Here is a 17,169-nt window from a genome sequence, read left to right as displayed (position 1 = left end):
CCTGTTATTTTCTTTTATTTGAAATCTCTCCTTTGAAAGATCACCATGGACAAAAGCAAGGTTATCAATATATACAAAACCCCGTAAAGCATGGCAAAGGATAGATACTCCCAGTTTACAAGTACTTGATGAACTATTCTCCCCTTAATATTAAAATTATCCAGATTCGGTAAAGAATAGTATATAAATGCCGTAACATATTTAATCATGGTGCTTTCGGATTCGACTACGAAGGCAAGCAGGTCACGAGACAGATGTCCTACTATATATACAGCCAAAGTGAATAACCCGCTTAAAACAGGGGTAGAGAAAGATGAAAATAAAATTGCAAGGGCAGTTATGGTCATCAATTCAAAGAAGATCAACAGGATTGCTTTAAGGATCGAAGGATCTATATGACCCTCATAAGATAAGACCAGGAGCAGAAGACCGAAAGACATGATAGCAACCTCTACCAGCAAGGTCAAGATCAGACCAAGGTATTTACCAAGCAGGAATTGGTAACGATGGACAGGTTTTGCAATAACAGTATAAATTGTCTTTTTATCGATCTCTTTATAAACCAGGCCAACCCCAACAAATATGGCAATCAGCAAGCCGAATATAGAGATACTTGCCAATCCCATATCTTTTATAATCTTAATGTTTTCGCCGATAGTCAATCTGCCCAACAGGGTTGATCCCCCAATCATCAAAAGCGCAAAGAATAAAAGGCTGTAAAGCACCTTATCCCTGATAGCTTCCCTGAAGGTGTTGACCATAATAGCCCTTATTTTCATAAGACAATCCCTCTGTTTACCTTCTCAACAAGATACTCTTCCAACGTTTTTCTTCGAGGTGTTAAAGATAGCAATCTGCCCCTGTTTTTTTCGATAATTCTCAATACCCTTTCCTTATTTTCCTCGCCATCAACCATAATTAACATCTTTTCGTCCCTTAAGGTTACCTTTTCTGTAATAGTTCTGATTTCCTCTATAATATTCTCTTCCAGGCGGGACATAACGATCTCTATTGATTTTACCTCGGGTATTAAAAGGCTGTCCAGGCTTCCTACATCTGTCAACTTTCCATTAGTCAGTATCCCGACTCTGTCACATAGCATCTCTACATCTGATAGTATATGTGACGAAAATAAAATGGTCTTTCCGTCTTCTTTCAATTGAAGGATAATTTCCTTAATCTTTGCTCTTCCAATAGGGTCTAATCCTGACATGGGTTCATCAAGCAGTAAAAGCTTTGGGTTGTTGATCAGTGCCTGAGCAATGCCTATTCTCTGTAGCATCCCCTTGGAAAATCTTCTAAGCTGGATATCCTTTACATGCCTAAGCTCAACCAGATCAAGGAGTTCGTCCACATTTTTTTCTATCTCTCTATTTCTCATGCCAAAAAGTTGTCCATAAAAATATAGAAACTCTTTTGCTGTAAGATAATCATAGAAATAAGGTCCTTCCGGAAGAAAACCGATGTCCTTCTTAATAGCTACGTCTCTGATGTCTCTTCCGAGTACCCATGCATTTCCGGAAGTGGGATATATAAGCCCTGTAAGTATCTTTAAGGTGGTTGTTTTACCGGCACCATTAGGTCCTATATATCCAAAGATTTCTCCCTCTTCGACCTCCAGATTCAGGTTATGAAGTGCGCTTACCTTCTTCATTGTAAATCCTGTCCTGAATTCCTTGGACAGCCCTTGAGTCTTAACCACTATCAATTAGCATTTTCCTCCTTCTAGCAATTCATAACGACAACAGCGCACTTAAGTGTGCTGTTTAAAGGGACGTTCCAATACTACTTTGAACCGCTTATAATCTCTCTTATCTTTTTTTCAATGTTTTTTCTCACCCGTTCATCATTGGTACTGTTATATACCATGGTTAGAAACTCTACGCCCAATTCAGGGGTATGGGCTTTAGTATAAAAGGTTGCGGCTAAACCAGGTAAAAAGTCAGGACGGTTGGGCAGCAGTGAAGCCTTTTCTATGTAGTGAGCTGCAAGTTTATAGTCATTGAGATAGTAAAAATGAATAAAGCCTAAAAGAAATGGCAGTTTCCATTCTTTAGGATGGTTTTCAATACCCTTTTTGAGTAAGGCAACACTCTCCTTTATCTGGTTTGCTTCAATTGAGAGTATTATCCCTCCAAATTCATAAGCATATTCAAACCTGGGGTCCAGAGTTGTGGTAATATCCAGAATGTGGTAGAGCCAATTATACTGCTTGTCTGTAAGGTAATGTCCCCCAAAATAGGTTACTGCCTTGATCCAGAGTAAATCGGCTAACAATTCATCGAAACCAAGTGCGGCTGGTTTGATAAATTTCCCTGACGGCAGGTACTTTAAGTCTTCAATTGTTCTCGTTTCCAGTTTAATACGATCTATCCTTTGCTGGAGTGAGTACATTGAGATAATTATCCCTATAAGGGAAAAAATAAGAATGGGTATCCTAATGCCTTTCCTTATTTTCATAACAGATTTCAATTATTTTCCGTCTTCAGGATAAGAGGTTTAACCGTGTTTTGCTGCTTTTCCTCTAAATAGTTAACCAGAGACTCCATGGATTCAAGTTGTATATTGTCCTGTTCTTTCAGGTAACCCAATAATTCTTCATAGAAATTTAGGTTTCTGATGATAATGCTGGGATGAGTATTGATTACTGTCAAACCCCCTACAGCGTTTACGTCAGCGATTACATGTTTTGAAACCCTCAGGGCTTCTTTTTCAGAGAGTCTACGGTCTCTAAAGAGAAAGGTATCGTCTATGGTCAAAGGAATTTCCCATATTCTTAAAAATGGATAACGATAAGGGAAACAGACCTCTATGCCATGATAAGGACCGTTGGTTACGAGTAAAGAGGTATCATATTTAAAACCAAGATCGTTTAGTACTTCAATCAGGTTTCTGCTAAAACAAAAGGCCGGGGCTCTGTAACCACTTACATTTACATTTAACCCCTTCATTGCGGTTCTCAGTCTGTTTTCTATATATCTCTTTTGCCTGTATCCAAAGGCTATGTCATGGTCATATCCATGAAGCCCGATATTATGACCCATATCTATTATTTCCGAAAGCAGGCTTTCTTCTAATCTATAGTCTCCGTAAACCAGCAGATTGAATGTAGATTCTATCCCATATCTATTATCCAGCCTTGCAACTTTTAGAAGGTTCCTGTAGCCTGCCGAATAGTCAACGTCATGCGTCATACAGAGGGCAGAACTTTTCCCATCCCATATATACCTTTTGATTCCCATTTTGCCCTTCAATTGTTCTATTATCTGAACCAGCCTGCACTGTCCGATGCCTTCGGAGCGTATCCCTTTTAGGCTTCTAATCCCTTTTAAAATAGTAGTTACAGAATAACGTAGCTTGGAGGGAGTCCTTCTTAGTAATGGAGATACTAACTTTCTGGTGACTTTTTGGAAAGAGGATAGCCTGTTTTCCAAAAGCAACTCTTTCATCAATGTTAGAGTTGATGGGGCAACCACTCCCTCCAGTGTTTTTTCTTCTGCCTGAAGCCAGAAAGATAGTATTTGTATCAGATATTGTTCAAGATGGTCCATTCTTTTTCACCGCTTAGCTAACGATATGCCATTCTATCTTCTCTTCCCTAGGATAAATTGTTCGTGAAAGAGCTGCATTTCCTCTCTTATTAAAAAGATTAGTAAAATCTTCCCTGGGGAAGCCTTCCAAACTGAAAAGTTCTTGAGGCTGGAAGAATTCCTTTGACTGTCCGTACATGGTTGTGAATTTGGAAAGGGCGTCAAGATAAAGAAATTTTAAACTCTTTTCACGTATTACATGATCAACAATTATTATCTTTTCATCATAAAACTGTATATCCCTTTTAAATCCAACAGGGAAGGAACTGCTTTTTGTTATAAGTATCTGGCGCAGTTTTTTATATATAAACCTTCTAACAGATGGAAGTTTGGAGATTACTGAGAGAACAATCCTTGACAGAAACAGCTTACATGAGGTAAGGCTGGCCTGATTTATCCTGTGTAAGTTCCCTTTTATGGATATGAGCCTTTTGTTTTCATCATAGTCTATTTTATAATCCGGGTCCAGCCATTGGCTGCTTACTACCGTGCTGTTTGAGAGCCTTCCAACAAGTCCACAGTCGTCTAAAAGCAACCTTGACTGGCTGCCATTTCTTGTGTAAATTCTGATTGTTCCTCCTTTCCCGGCTCCTACCACAGAGTAAAATGCATCGTTGTTTATAACAAGGGTCTTGGAAAAGGGGAAATACCTGATTCCCTTCTGATAATGAGGGATGGGTTCGGTTTTCTTTCTGGGCTTATAGTTTTCATAGGCTTCAAGATAGGAATGGTTGTTTACACAAAGGTATAAGCCGTCAAGGGTAGCAGAGTCTATTATTGCCTTCTCTTTCAAACCATTCAACACAAAATCCCCGATCGTTCCTGCCAATGGGATTCTGTCTGCCAGTATCTCAAAGCCGCCTGGTATAACAAATTCGTTATTCCGGCTTGCATACTCTCCACCTGAGGTAAAATTTGGATGGAAAAAGTAACTCACGTACTCGATTAATCTCTCCAGAGGTTCCAGCAGATATTCCTTCCCGGTTTTTTGATAATACTTGGCAAGGTAGTCAATAGTAACTGTAGAGTAACCAATATCTCCACCGCCATATTCATAGAAATAGCCGTCCGGGGTTTGAGTAGTAAGAATCCTGTCAATTTTAGCTTGAGAATCAACAAGATACTTGTTGTCTTGTGTAATCAGATAGATGTTATAAAGGGCCATGGCTGCCCCCGCCATCTGGTTTGTAACCTCCATGTCATCACATCTGACCATCCAGTCTCCTGCCTTTTTGAACATACTGTACAGGCTTTCTTTGGTTCTGTTGTCCATTTCATCCTCCAGCAGCAAATATGCCTCCGAGACTGAATATACAGGAAATGCCACTACAGCAAGACTCCAGATGTTTGGATAAAAATGACTGAAGCTGCCGTCTGCGTTCTGTATCTTTGCTAAAAACTGTATTGCGGCAATTGCCCATTTTTTTACCCTTCGGTTATTGAAGTATACGCTGTGTGGATAGTTGTTCTTATATGCCATGGCAAGAGAAAGGGCAGCGGTCTGAAAGGATGCCCCTGGAAAGTCTATCATTCTGTACTGCCAATATGGACGATCAAGGCATCCATAGTTGAGCGAAAATTCTTTGCGATCCATCATGCTGAGCAAGCGGGGGATCTGCCCTATGGCTGTCTCTGCATATATATCATGTTCGTTTTTTACACCTGTCATAATTAAACCTGTAACTTACTGCGTTGTATTTTTTCCCGCTGTTATCAAAGCCAACGAACCGGACCTGGATCTTCTAACCTTTTGAAGATCGAATATCTTTCTCAAGATTGTAAGAAAAAAGCTTTTCCTACCCATTGCATGTAAGAAAGTTGTCCCTCCAGACGCCCTGTATTGTAAAAACAGGTGAAAAATATCCTCAAAAATTGGGGGGAACAAACAAAACCTCTCAACGACAACCTTGAACCCGCTATTTTCCAATTCAGTTTTGATAGTTTTTGAGTTAAGAGGTTTGTAAGGCCCAAAAAATGAGAATATGGCTGACTTCTTCACATTATCACCGAAGATTTTGCTCATTACCATGTAAAAAAGGTTGTAAAGGGATCTGCTTTCTCTAGTTAATATAAGAAACCTGCCGTCATCTCTTAGCACCCGTTTGATTTCTTTAAACAGTTTTCCGTAATCTCCGGTCGGGATACGCTCCAGCTTGAAAAGACAGGTCGCAGTGCCTATGGACTCATTCTCAAGTTCTATAGAACCGTCATATATCAAATGTTCAACTTCATGTTCTGTAGCATTCTTCGTATAAATGGACGTCTGTTCGGACAGATTTAATGAAAAGAGTTGGGCTTCCATAGGAAAGAGGTTCAGTAATGAACCGTCATAAGAGAAGACATCTAAGATGGCATCTGAAACACCACTTAACAGCTTCTCAATAAAGGCTTTTTCATGTCTGTTTACCACATCTACAGGATGTCCCAATTCAGTTTTTCGACAGAAAAATCGTTGGTATTCCCTTATGCTTTCAATAGTCCATTTATTTGGATCATGGTAAAAGGTGTTTTGCTGTTTTTGAAAAAAGGATTCTCTGTGTACTACCTTATCCAGCGGTTTTCTTGGAGGAGGATTCAGTATAGTCTTTTTAGGGTAACCGAAAAGGCTGAAACAGACGATGACCTGGTCATCCGGAATAGCCAGTATATCCTTAACTACCCGTTCTTTACCAATACTATCCAGCCACAGGGAACCCAGACCCAGAGCAAATGCTGTCAGAAAGGTGTTTTGTATGGCAACTGCCATAGAGGTATAAGCCTCTTTTAAGTTCTGGTTATGATAGGTATTTACCACCAGTAACGGTGCCTTTAGTATCAGAGAGGAACTACCGGCTTCACTCACCAGTCTTTCCCTTGTCTCCTTACTCTTAACAACAATAAAGTTCCACAACTGTTCGTTGCAGGATGAAGGCGCCCATGTACCTGCCTCCAGTATCTTTTCAAGAATCTCGTCAGGTATATCCTTGTCCATGTACTTTCTGATGCTTCTTCTTTTCAGAATTGCCTCAAAGATGTCCATCAGTTTTATTTGCTCCAATAGATACTTCTTCACGTTTCAGGGTAGACTAATCAGCCTTTAAAGGTCTTTGCATCCAGAATACAAATCCTATTATAACCATTAGAACGGATATAGACAAATGAAGGAGAGAAAAGGCTACAGCCTTTTCTGCGCTTAATCCCAGTTCAGAAAACATTAGTATTAAAGCTGCATCTCTCGTCCCGATACCTGCAATTGATATAGGGAGTACTGCTGCTATAGAAGCTACTGCTATGCTAATTGTTGCATTTAAAAATGATATATCTATATCAAGGGACAGTACCAGGATATAACTAAGGATAAAAAAGATTGACCATCTTGTCAGGGTTAATACAGAGAGCCATATTGCATCTCTTCCTTTAAATAATCTAAGATCATCCAATAGATTGTTTACCTTAATACTGTCTTTGTACTTCTCTGGAACCAGGCTATCGGTTATCCTTGCCAATAGAGTGCTGCCTCTCTTTCGGCAGCAGGTGATATATAAAACCATACCAGCTATCAGCATTGATAAAGTTAAATAGAATAATGAGTTTAAGGAATCTTTAAAAAAAACAGCCATACCTGCTATCCCAAATACCAGTAGAGCAATAAAGTCGAAAACCTTATCTCCAGCTACACTTATAAGCGACCTTCGGACAGAGAACTTTTCCTTAGCCAGATAGAGCACTTTAATGAAATCTCCCAATTTCCCAGGGGTTAGTAACCCTATATATAACCCTATGGAATAAACTGCAAAACAGTCTTTCAGGCTGTACTTTATGTTCAGGATGCTCAGAATCTTTTGCCACCTTATTGCACTTAATCCAACAACCGGTAATGTTAATGCCAGCCCTCCCAAGTAATAGAAAAGGTTTGTGATGAGAAATGCCTCTATGATTTTAGAAAAATCTATTCTGGTAAGGATAACAATAAATATAAGGGCACCTATTAACCTTACTATGCCTTTGTTTTGAAGTAACCCTTTTATTGTCAATTCCTTCCATCCTTTCTACCTCTGTCTGGAAAGGCCTGCAAATTGTGTCAAGTAGCTCATTCTGTTCATGGCTTTTAGAAACCATTTAGGATTTGTGCGAATAACTGAGCAGAAAAGCTGCCATAAGATACGAGGATTAGTGTAAAAACGCCTGGCTGCTTCCCTGCATTTTCGTTCCAGGAATTCCGGTGGCAATCTTGAAAAATGTCCATGTTGTTCCATAGACCAAATAGCAGAGCCTGGTAGTACTGAAAGGGTGTAAAAAGCGGCAAAAGTCGGTCTAACCTTAATCGCATAACGGATTGACTCTTCTATGCTTTCTTCTGTATCGCCTGGCAGCCCAAAAATGAAAGCTGTGTTGTTGTTGATGCCTAACCTCTTGGCAATCCCGATTAAGTTAGCAAGTGATTCGGGTTCTTTGGGGCTGCGATTTATATTCTTGAGAATCCTTGCCGATGCAGACTGAAGCCCGGTAGTAATAGAAGTGCAGCCTGCCTGTCGCATCAAGGGCAAAATATCTTTCCGGCTTCCCTTGAAACTGAATGGATGGAGGATACAACGCCACTTGAGATCATACTTGCGGTCTATAAGGCTCAAGCAAATACTACGCGCCCATTCGTCATTGTTCCATCCCCAGATGTCATCTTGAAAAGTGATATATCGTACACCTTTTTCCTTGACGAGATAGTCTATTTCATTCATAACATGCTCTGGAGAGCGATAACGGAGCTTATTTCCCCAAATCTTATGTGAAACACAGTAAGTACAGTTAAAAGGACATCCCCGGGAAGCCATGATTGAGGTATAGGGAGTTTTCATATCAAAAACATGGAAATCGTAGTAGCAGTTCAAATCATACTTATCCCATGCAGGTATAGGCAGTTCATTAAGGTCTTCAATCAACTTCCGGGGAGGAGTGTGAATAATCTGACCATCTTGACAGTAAGCAAGACCTTTTATGCTGTCCAGCTCTCGCTGTCCACGGCAATATTCTAACAGTTCGATAATGGTCCTCTCTCCTTCACCTATGCAAAAGGCATCTGCACCAGCGGTCAGGTAGTCATCAACATTAAAGATATCCGGGCCGCCAATGAGGATTTTTTTGTCTGACAAGTTTTTTACCAGGAAACGAACAAAATCTATTACTCGTTCTTTGATAGTCGTGGCAGCATAAAAACCAATGAAAACAGGGCATTCCTCATTTACTTTAGCCATGAGATGATCAAAGGTGCAGTCGTTGAGAGTCAAGTCGAGTATCTCAACATCAACCTGATGCTGTGCCAGGGCAGCGGCTAAATAAGCAAACCCTATCTGTACCTCTCGCTTAAATGCGTAATCCCGTTTACTGGCCAGTGTATAGCTAAAATCCTCTTGTCCAACATGTATAAGCAATGCCTTCTCCATAGGTGTCTTTTTTCCTATCCTATCCTCTGAATTTTCAGTTTTCCCCCTCTATGCTCGTTTCCATTCCCAAATGCGCCTGAACAAGCCAAACGCCCCTCGAACATATGCCATAAATTCAGAAAAGGAACCAAGATTAAATAGGATCCGTATTATCTGTTTAGGGCGAAGGTAAAAGCGGAGATATGCCTTTACAGTTAACTTCTGTAAATCTGATTTACTCAGGTTTTCTGAGACAAGTATCGGGTTAATGCCTTTTGGGAAAAAATCGTCCCAAACTGTAACGTTTCCGTATCTGGGCTTGTAATGGGTTTCATATAGCTCAGTTCCAGGAAATGGAGTAATGCGATTAAATGAAGCTATCACAGGATTTAACTCTATAGCAAATTTGATGTTTTCTTCGACTGTTTCTTTAGTATCTCCAGGGCTGCCAATCAAAAACGCAGCAAGGGTCTTAAATCCAAGTTCGTTACTGATCTTTAGTGCATTTCTTGCCTGATCAGCATTTGCCCCTTTCTTGATATTTTTTAATATTTTATCGTTAGCTGACTCCACTCCATATAGCAGGCTAAAACACCCGGCTTCTTTCATAAGCAGAAGCAAGTCTCTTGAAACTGTATTTACACGGGCAAAACAGTACCAGATAATGTTATAATTCCTTTTTATTATCATCCTGCATATCTTTTCTACTCTTTTCTTATTAATGGTAAAGGTGTCATCTACAAACACAAAATGTTCTATGCCATATGCAGTAATAAGGTGCTCTATCTCTGATATTACGTATTCAGGGCTATGAGCACGGAAGCCTCTTCCCATAGTCAATTTGGTGGCGCAGTAGGTACACCGTGCCGGGCATCCACGACTTGTAAGCATGGTTGCAAACCTCTTTCCCCGGTCTAAGTGTACCTGAGATCGATATCTAGACAGGTCTACCAGATCCCGGGCAGGAAAGGGTATACTGTCCACGTCTTCAATTAAAGGGCGTGGTAAAGTTCTCTTTACAGTTCCATTATCCCTGTATACGATACCAAGAACACTTTCTAAATGGGGTTTAGGTTTATCAAGTTCCTGGGACAGTTCAACCATTGTCTTTTCCCCTTCTCCTACGACTACAATATCAAACTCCGGATAGTTTTCCATTATCTCCATCGGTACTCCGGAAGCATGTACCCCTCCAAGAACCACAGCAATCCCCATCTCTCTTTTTATGAGCTGTGCTATTTGACAGGCGCCCTTAAAGTTAGGGGTAGCACAGGATATGCCCACGAGCTGTGGGTCTTTTTCGATGAGGTAATTTTTTATGTCTTTATGGTCCATCTGTAACGGCTCAGGGTCTAACAGATAAACCTCATTTCCAGCATCGCGGAGAACTGAGGCTATATATCCCAGTCCAAGTGAAAAACCATGATTCCTTCCAACGTTTATTGAACCATATATATCTAAATAAGGTGCATTTATTAAAACTACTCTCATCGGTTAACCGTCCCCTTCCTAAATTTTAAAGACTTTTAACCCGGCTTTCATCTTTTTTTTGAGTTCCTTGAACGACCGAACCTTAATTAAACTCTTCATAATATAACCTGGGCGGAGATAAAATCTTTTGTAAGCAAGCAGTAGCAATCCAAATAGTTCTTTCCTGGAAAGGTTTTCTTCCCAGGCAGGGGTCTCGAAACCACGGTCAGGCTCTTCCGCAAATCCCTTCCAATAGTCATCCTTTATTAATCCGTCTTCTAACCCCAATCTATAGAGTTCAGTAGCAGGGTAAGGGGTCGTTATTGTAAACTGTGCAAAGTCGGGCTTAAGCCTCAGAGCAAAGTCAATAGTCTTGATTATGTCCTCCCGCTCCTCTTCAGGAGAACCGATCATAAAGTCCGCTAAAGTAGCTATCCCCAGCTTCTTTGTCATCTTTATTGCTTCTTCTGCCTGTTTCAAAGTAGTCCCTTTTTTTAATGCTTTCAGTACCTTGTCTGTACCCGCTTCAATGCCATAGGATATCCTTTTGCAGCCTGCCTTTTTCAACTGTTTAAGCATCTCATAATCAACAGTATTTACCCTCGACCTTATGTCCCAGCTTATATTCAATCTACGGTTAATAATCTCGTTACATACATCAAATACCCTGTCTCTGTTTAAAGTAAATATATCATCAAAGATCATAAATCCCCTTATACCCATATTTGCACACTCTTCCATCTCATTCACAACATTGACAGCGGATCTGTACCTGTACTTCTTTCCCATATGGGGTCTATGGCAGTATATGCATGAAAATGGACAGCCCCGGCTGGTCATCATGGTGGTCATTAATGACTCTTTAGACAAAACAGAACTATAACTCTTATAGGGGGTCATCCCTCGTTCTGGAAAAGGAAGGGAGTCCAGATTTGTGTTAAATTCTCTGGATTCTGTATGAATAATCTCTCCCCCATTTTTAAACACAATCCCTTTTACCTTATCCAGGGGGATATGTTTTGCCAAAGAGTCAGTCAGTTCTGCAAATGCTATCTCACCTTCCCCCAGAACCAGGGAATCAACAAAGGGAAATCGGATAGTCTCATCGGGATAGATGTAGACATGAGGTCCACCCAAACAGATGTGGATATTGCTATCAATTCTTCTTACCATTTTTGCTATGTTAATGACATCAATCAGGGTAAATGTGAGAGTAGTTATACCAACAATATCCGGTAATATTCGCCTTATCTCCTTTTCTATCTCTGGGTAAGTCAAACCATTTGCCTGAGTATCCAGAATTTCTACAGAATGGTCAGTATGTACTTTGAGATAAGCAACTACATACATTAATCCTAACGGAGGATAAATGCCGCTTTCCTCTTCAAAGATGTCCGACGAGTCCCCCCGAATGGTGTTAAATGCAGGTGGTGAAATTAATAGTACTTTCATAGTTATAATTTATCGCTCAGTGTTTGTTTTGCTCTCTGTATGTTTTGGATAGCAGTGACATTTTTGCTGTCTATTTCAATAGCCTTTTTCCAGTATTCAATAGCTTCCTTTAACCTCCCCTGCCTGGCTTTTATCACTCCGATATTGGTCAGTGCCGAAATATTTTGAGGGTCAATAGAAAGCAAAGAGAGATAGTTTTTAAGAGACGGTTCCAGGTCTCCCAACTTCAGATAGATATAACCCAGTGAAGAGTATCCTTCCTTAAAATCAGGATTAAAGATCAGTGCCCTTTGGAATTCCTTTATCACCATAGATAGCCTATCAGGGGTTTTTAAATAGCCGTCAAGGTATGAAAGATTTGGTTTTGGTCTGATCCAATTATACCCAAACTTTTTAATAACACCATCATTTATGCCATCTTTTTTAACGTAAAGCAAAAAACTATTGTCCCAGTAAACGAGGTACCAGCCTTTCTCTTCACTGAGATACTTATCGAAGCGATCCTTAATGGCTACCAGGGCATAGTTAAAACCATATCTTTGCTCCAAAGCATTCAATGAACTGGGATCGATATGTGCCCTGATAAATGCAGGTAAAAGGTCAGAGAAGCCCTGAGCGTCGCAGTAGAAGACCTGCCTTTCAGGGAAGGTTCTCCATATCAGGTAACCCCCTATTTCTAATGAGTTTAACAAATTCCCCTTCAGGTTTGTCTGTTCTATAAACTCCTCTGCCTTTACCGGGAGAGGAAACCGGTCGCTTTTCATATTCCATTCTGAATGAATATTTGGGACAAAGAGCAGGGAAAAAAAGAGGACAGATGGAAGCAGTTTTATAACGCTTGTCACAGGAGATTTGGAAAGTGCTCTTCCGGTTTTCTCAGCAGCTTTTTTGTCTTCATATCGTTTCATATTTTCAAGAGAAAAAAATGAGCTTGCTATGACGAACTCTCCCATAAATCTTTTTCCCCCTAACAGGAGTGAGACAAAAAGAAAGTAGACCAACAAATCCGAAAGCCTCTGTTCTTTCCTCAGCGTTAGAAAGGAGTACCCGCTCACAAAGAGCAGGATTATGCAAGGGAGTATCTCAATAAAAGAACTGGTAACAAATATGTTTTGCCTTTCCGCAAATAGAGGTTGAATATCCGGATTCTTTAAATAGAAGACCACCGATTCGTAAGGAACCTGAAAAATTTTGTACGTATATGGGTTAACAATTGTCGATATCGAGACCAATAGAAAGAGCATAAATAAGCCCCCCAAGTTATTCCAACCCCTGCCTTCTTGATCGGCAGCAATAGAATTATCTATCGTTTTCCCTGTTAAGTAGGCTAGAATTATCGAGGGTCCTAAAATAGCGCTCCCATGTATATTGATCCAGAGAATCTGAATGAGGGGGAGCATTATGAAACTCTTTTTACTGGCATTGTACTTGAACAGGATAATGAGAAATGATGCCAGAAATAGATATTCAAAGAGGTGGGGACGAAGGGTTAATCTGGATTCAATAACCAGAAAGGCTACCATGATAACCATAAAATGGATGATAACCCTTTTGTTAAGGTAATCCTGTAAATCATACCAATCTTCGAAGTTTTTCCCCGAAGTTTTCCCCCTAAACGAACGATGTAGACATACAAGAAGAAAAGTTGCTGTAATAAGCAAAGCCCCAAAGACAAGAGCACCCTTATAGGAAAAAATGCGGAATACCTGATAGAATATAACCTGAAAAAGCCATTCATAGTCTATCCATTCCTTCTGTGGGAGGGAGTAAGAAAAAACAAAGGTTTTCGGTATGGTTAGATTGTCAATGATATACCTTCCAATGGACAGATGGCTCCATGAATCATAGGAAAACCGGATTCCATTAATACTCCATGAGAATATCCAGAAAATGACTATAATAAAAAATATCTTATATAAATTGTGCGGCATGTACCACAATTTTACCTGTTCCATGTGAATTTCTACCCTTTTAGGTCTTTGTTGTTGTCCATATCAAACCACATAGCAAAGAGGATGAGTTGTATCCCGGACATAAACAGCATACCCCCCAGAATCATCCAGCCGTATCCTATCTCAAAAAGCTTCAGTTGGTCGATAATCAGAGTAAATATACCTAAACCAGAACCGACTAGAAAGAACAGAATTCCAAATAGATAAAAGAATACAAGGGGATGAAAATCTCTTATAACGTATTTTTCAAAAATCCTCCTGAAGAACCCCTTTGTCAATAACCAGGATATAGTGGGGATAACTCTCCACAGTTTAATGTTTGATTTTTCTCCCTGGTTATAAACCGGTTTTACTGAGATATCCCTTACTTTGAAATCGTGTATGTTCAATTTGACCAACATATCGTTAGGCATACCATATCGTTTGTATATTGAGTCCAGGTTTATCCTTTTTAAAGCCGTGAGAGAGACCGCTGTATAACCGCATTGAGAGTCGGCGATATGCCAGTATCCTGATGCAATCTTGGTCAATAGCGATAAAAAAGAATTCCCTATATACCTGTAGTGAGGGATTAATTCCCAGGATTCTCCTCTGAATAGTCTATTCCCTTTGGCATAATCAACTTCACCATTTGCTACTGGCTCTATCACTCTGATCAGGTCATGAGGGTCCATCTGACCATCCCCTGCCATTACCACCACCACGTCAATCCCTTTCTCTATAGCCCTTTTATACCCTGTTACAATAGTTCCCCCAACCCCCTGATTTTTGTCATGCTGAATAAATATAATCCTGCCATATGTTTTTTGACATTCTTCCACGAGCTCAGACGTTCGGTCTAAGCTGCAATCATCCACAACTATAACTATGTCCACAAGTTCCGGGATGGACAAGAGTGCCTTCTTAATCATTAACTCTTCGTTATATGCAGGAACGACAACGCCGATTTTTTTATCTTTATACATAGAGTTTCCTTTAATTAGTCCGCCCTGAAAAATTCCCTTTTCCGCTCTCTGGAGCAGTATTTTCGACCCATCTAAGCTCGCTCCATGAAAATTAACAAACTCCCCGCCTCTGGCGGGTCAAACATGTTAATTTTCTATCCGCCTCTGGCGGATTAAGAAGGGTTCCCCAAAAATCCAGCTAATGTTCGCTCCAAAGGAAATTTTTCGCAATAACCCCCCTGCCCCCCTTTCCCAAAGGGGGGCAGGGGGGTTATGGGTTAATTGTAATCTTCTCCAACCTGGCGAACCTTCCCTCAGTTTTGGTCTGGCTTTGGGTTATGGGTAAGAGTTCCTTTCCATCTGATATGCCGATGTTAATATAGTAATTCCCTGGCGCTATATTAAAGTGGGGCATAAAATAGCCCTCGTCTTTAACCATTTCACTTTCCTTCCATTGAGACGTGGGATAGGCGCCATAGACAGGGTAGTGAGAGAGGGGATGATTATAGAGTTCCCTCAAGATTCTACCAGACTGATCCGTTATTACGACTATTATCTTATGATTTTTTCCTAATTGACTGAGACGCTGCCAGAAACAGGTAACGTGCAGGGGCTCTCCTCTGGCTATTATCGTTTTATCCAGATTATAGCCCACAAGTTCTATCTTATTGCCATAGGAGACCATTGTTTCATAAACAATTTCAGGATCTTTGACTATAAAACCCTCTGCTTCTTTCTGTATCTTGAAGATGTAACCTTTTGGAATTTTTATGTATTCATCGCTTATATATTCCCTTTGTATGTTAGCAAAAAATGGCCCTTTGTCCACATAGTTTTTTACTAAGGCATTTATAATACCCAAACCTTTGTTATCGAAATGCTCGTTCTTTAGAATCTGTAGTGCCTTTCTGTGCTCCGGGGTTTTTATCAGCTTTACCAGAGGCGCCCGTATAAAAGGATTGATCGTCAGGACATTGACATCCTGCCATCTGCCCTCAATGAATTGAAAGTACAGGAAATAAAACAAGAGGTTCTCTTTGTTCGTAGTCAAGAAATAGGACCCCTGTTCCAGAAAGCTAAGGACATTTTTTCCAAAGTCGTGAAAGAAGTAGTAATCAGAGGGGTTATTGATGCGATAGTTCTGATACAAAGGGAATAGCGGTATTAAAGATAGTAAGAGCAAGCAATGAGGTGTACGACTTAGAAACCTAAGTGGCTTAAAAGAGATTAATACCTCTAGTATCGTTTTTAATCCAACGGCTATAAGAATAGAAAAGAGGATATAGTAATTAAAGAAAAGCTGGAAGGGAAAGGTGATATTTTTTTTTGCCCCCAGATCAAAGATGCCGTATAGAGATACGTTGGCCAGTATGAGCAGTATAAATAAGAGAGACAAAAGAGGGAATTTTCTGGATAGTATCCAGATGCCAAATATTCCTATGACCATAAAGAAAAGCTGGTATTCAAACGATATTGAGGTAAAGGCATACTGAAAATTGAACAATCTCTCCTTTAAAGAGATAGAGAGAAGGGGGAGTCTGCTTGTATAAACTTTGCCTGTTAAAGTATTATAAAAATCTTTCCAGTTGGATGCGTCTCCAATCTTTATTACTTCATCTATCTGTGAGCGGATGGGAAGATAGAGGGTAACCGATACAGCAAGGATAAGAAAGAAGATGCAAGGAAGTAAATATTTTTGCGAAGGCATTAATTTCCAATTCAAATAAAGGATTGTTAAAAAAAATAAGGGAATGTATATAAGATTAGTGCTATGAAGGGCTATAAAGAAACCTATGGTGAAGGATAAAAAGAAAAGGTTTCTGTATCTCTTTTCGTCTCCTCTGGAAGATTTAAACAAACCCATGGCAAAGCGGGCTTCCCTTAAAATGAAAAATAGCACCAAACAGAATATAAAGGAATTCAGGGTATATACCTCAGAGCCTAAGGCATAGTCCCAGAAATTATTCGAAAAGGCAAATAGGAGAGATGACGCTATAGCCAAAGAGTAAATAAGTATCTTTGTTTTACGATTATCTATTTCTGGTTCTACAGTTTTCTCCCCGTTCTCAGAATGAAGAATGGCAAGTACCTCTTTTATCAATAGATATACCCCTACTACAGTCAAAGATCCAAAAAGAGCGGAAAGGATATTTCCTTTCCATGAGAGGCTCCCCAATGGAATAAAGGAAGACAACTTTAATAGAATGAGATATAGGGAATAGCCTGGAGGATGGGCAGTGCCCAATCCAAAACCGGCAGCCACCAGCTCAGGAGCATCGGAGAAGATGATGGTTGGTGCCAGAGTAAACAAGTAAATTAAAAAAGAAACAATAAAGATTATATACATATAGCAATTCATACCGAC

The 17,169-nt window shown here is 40.0% G+C and carries 13 protein-coding genes; all 13 read right to left on the bottom strand.

Annotated elements, in window-relative coordinates; all coding sequences use genetic code 11:
- Positions 1-14 precede the first annotated feature (14 nt).
- The 13 genes from AB1401_09830 to AB1401_09770 all read right to left on the bottom strand — a co-directional run bounded on the left by AB1401_09830 (position 15) and on the right by AB1401_09770 (position 17,151).
- Positions 15-779, bottom strand: coding sequence for an ABC transporter permease (locus AB1401_09830; GenBank protein ID MEW6615749.1), 765 nt, complete (start codon positions 777-779; stop codon positions 15-17).
- Positions 776-1,702 carry an ABC transporter ATP-binding protein gene (locus AB1401_09825; protein MEW6615748.1) on the bottom strand — a complete coding sequence of 309 codons (927 nt, stop codon included), beginning with the start codon at positions 1,700-1,702 and terminating at the stop codon, positions 776-778. Before AB1401_09825 ends, AB1401_09830 begins: the two co-directional genes overlap by 4 nt.
- An 83-nt stretch (positions 1,703-1,785) precedes the next feature.
- Positions 1,786-2,460: a hypothetical protein gene (locus AB1401_09820; protein ID MEW6615747.1), complete on the bottom strand. Its 675-nt coding sequence runs from the start codon at positions 2,458-2,460 to the stop codon at positions 1,786-1,788.
- An 8-nt stretch (positions 2,461-2,468) separates the two neighbouring features.
- A complete protein-coding gene (locus tag AB1401_09815; GenBank protein MEW6615746.1) occupies positions 2,469-3,551 on the bottom strand; it encodes a polysaccharide deacetylase family protein in 1,083 nt (360 codons plus the stop codon).
- Positions 3,552-3,564: 13 nt separating this feature from the next.
- On the bottom strand, positions 3,565-5,259 hold the full coding sequence (locus AB1401_09810; GenBank protein ID MEW6615745.1) for a hypothetical protein: 1,695 nt from the start codon (positions 5,257-5,259) through the stop codon (positions 3,565-3,567).
- Between the two features lie 15 nt (positions 5,260-5,274).
- Positions 5,275-6,627, bottom strand: a complete 1,353-nt coding sequence (locus AB1401_09805) for a nitroreductase family protein (protein ID MEW6615744.1) — start codon at positions 6,625-6,627, stop codon at positions 5,275-5,277.
- Positions 6,628-6,655: 28 nt separating this feature from the next.
- Positions 6,656-7,603 (bottom strand): lysylphosphatidylglycerol synthase transmembrane domain-containing protein, encoded by a 948-nt coding sequence (locus tag AB1401_09800; GenBank protein MEW6615743.1) that lies wholly within the window; start codon positions 7,601-7,603, stop codon positions 6,656-6,658.
- Between the two features lie 15 nt (positions 7,604-7,618).
- Entirely contained in the window at positions 7,619-9,007 is a 1,389-nt protein-coding gene (locus tag AB1401_09795; protein ID MEW6615742.1) for a radical SAM protein, read from the bottom strand.
- Positions 9,008-9,055: 48 nt separating this feature from the next.
- On the bottom strand, positions 9,056-10,477 hold the full coding sequence (locus tag AB1401_09790; protein MEW6615741.1) for a radical SAM protein: 1,422 nt from the start codon (positions 10,475-10,477) through the stop codon (positions 9,056-9,058).
- Between the two features lie 18 nt (positions 10,478-10,495).
- Positions 10,496-11,908, bottom strand: coding sequence for a radical SAM protein (locus AB1401_09785; GenBank protein ID MEW6615740.1), 1,413 nt, complete (start codon positions 11,906-11,908; stop codon positions 10,496-10,498).
- A gap of 2 nt (positions 11,909-11,910) precedes the next feature.
- Positions 11,911-13,863 (bottom strand): tetratricopeptide repeat protein, encoded by a 1,953-nt coding sequence (locus AB1401_09780; GenBank protein ID MEW6615739.1) that lies wholly within the window; start codon positions 13,861-13,863, stop codon positions 11,911-11,913.
- Between the two features lie 8 nt (positions 13,864-13,871).
- The gene (locus tag AB1401_09775; protein ID MEW6615738.1) at positions 13,872-14,825 is read right to left on the bottom strand and encodes a glycosyltransferase family 2 protein; all 954 of its coding nucleotides are present in this window, start codon (positions 14,823-14,825) and stop codon (positions 13,872-13,874) included.
- A gap of 250 nt (positions 14,826-15,075) precedes the next feature.
- Positions 15,076-17,151 (bottom strand): DUF2723 domain-containing protein, encoded by a 2,076-nt coding sequence (locus AB1401_09770; GenBank protein MEW6615737.1) that lies wholly within the window; start codon positions 17,149-17,151, stop codon positions 15,076-15,078.
- Between the last annotated feature and the right edge of the window lie 18 nt (positions 17,152-17,169).

It is taken from the genome of Thermodesulfobacteriota bacterium (assembly GCA_040757775.1).
Taxonomy (GTDB): Bacteria; Desulfobacterota; UBA8473; order UBA8473; family UBA8473; genus UBA8473.
The sequence above is the reverse complement of the archived record's forward strand: the minus strand, read 5'-3'. Positions and strand labels throughout refer to the sequence as shown.

Excerpts from the sequence above, each read along its gene's own strand:
- AB1401_09820 (MEW6615747.1), bottom strand. The coding sequence starts at position 2,460 with ATGAAAATAAGGAAAGGCATTAGGATACCCATTCTTATTTTTTCCCTT.
- AB1401_09790 (MEW6615741.1), bottom strand. The coding sequence starts at position 10,477 with ATGAGAGTAGTTTTAATAAATGCACCTTATTTAGATATATATGGTTCA.
- AB1401_09775 (MEW6615738.1), bottom strand. The coding sequence starts at position 14,825 with ATGTATAAAGATAAAAAAATCGGCGTTGTCGTTCCTGCATATAACGAA.
- AB1401_09815 (MEW6615746.1), bottom strand. The coding sequence starts at position 3,551 with ATGGACCATCTTGAACAATATCTGATACAAATACTATCTTTCTGGCTT.
- AB1401_09830 (MEW6615749.1), bottom strand. The coding sequence starts at position 779 with ATGAAAATAAGGGCTATTATGGTCAACACCTTCAGGGAAGCTATCAGG.
- AB1401_09795 (MEW6615742.1), bottom strand. The coding sequence starts at position 9,007 with ATGGAGAAGGCATTGCTTATACATGTTGGACAAGAGGATTTTAGCTAT.
- AB1401_09780 (MEW6615739.1), bottom strand. The coding sequence starts at position 13,863 with ATGGAACAGGTAAAATTGTGGTACATGCCGCACAATTTATATAAGATA.
- AB1401_09785 (MEW6615740.1), bottom strand. The coding sequence starts at position 11,908 with ATGAAAGTACTATTAATTTCACCACCTGCATTTAACACCATTCGGGGG.
- AB1401_09770 (MEW6615737.1), bottom strand. The coding sequence starts at position 17,151 with ATGTATATAATCTTTATTGTTTCTTTTTTAATTTACTTGTTTACTCTG.
- AB1401_09810 (MEW6615745.1), bottom strand. The coding sequence starts at position 5,259 with ATGACAGGTGTAAAAAACGAACATGATATATATGCAGAGACAGCCATA.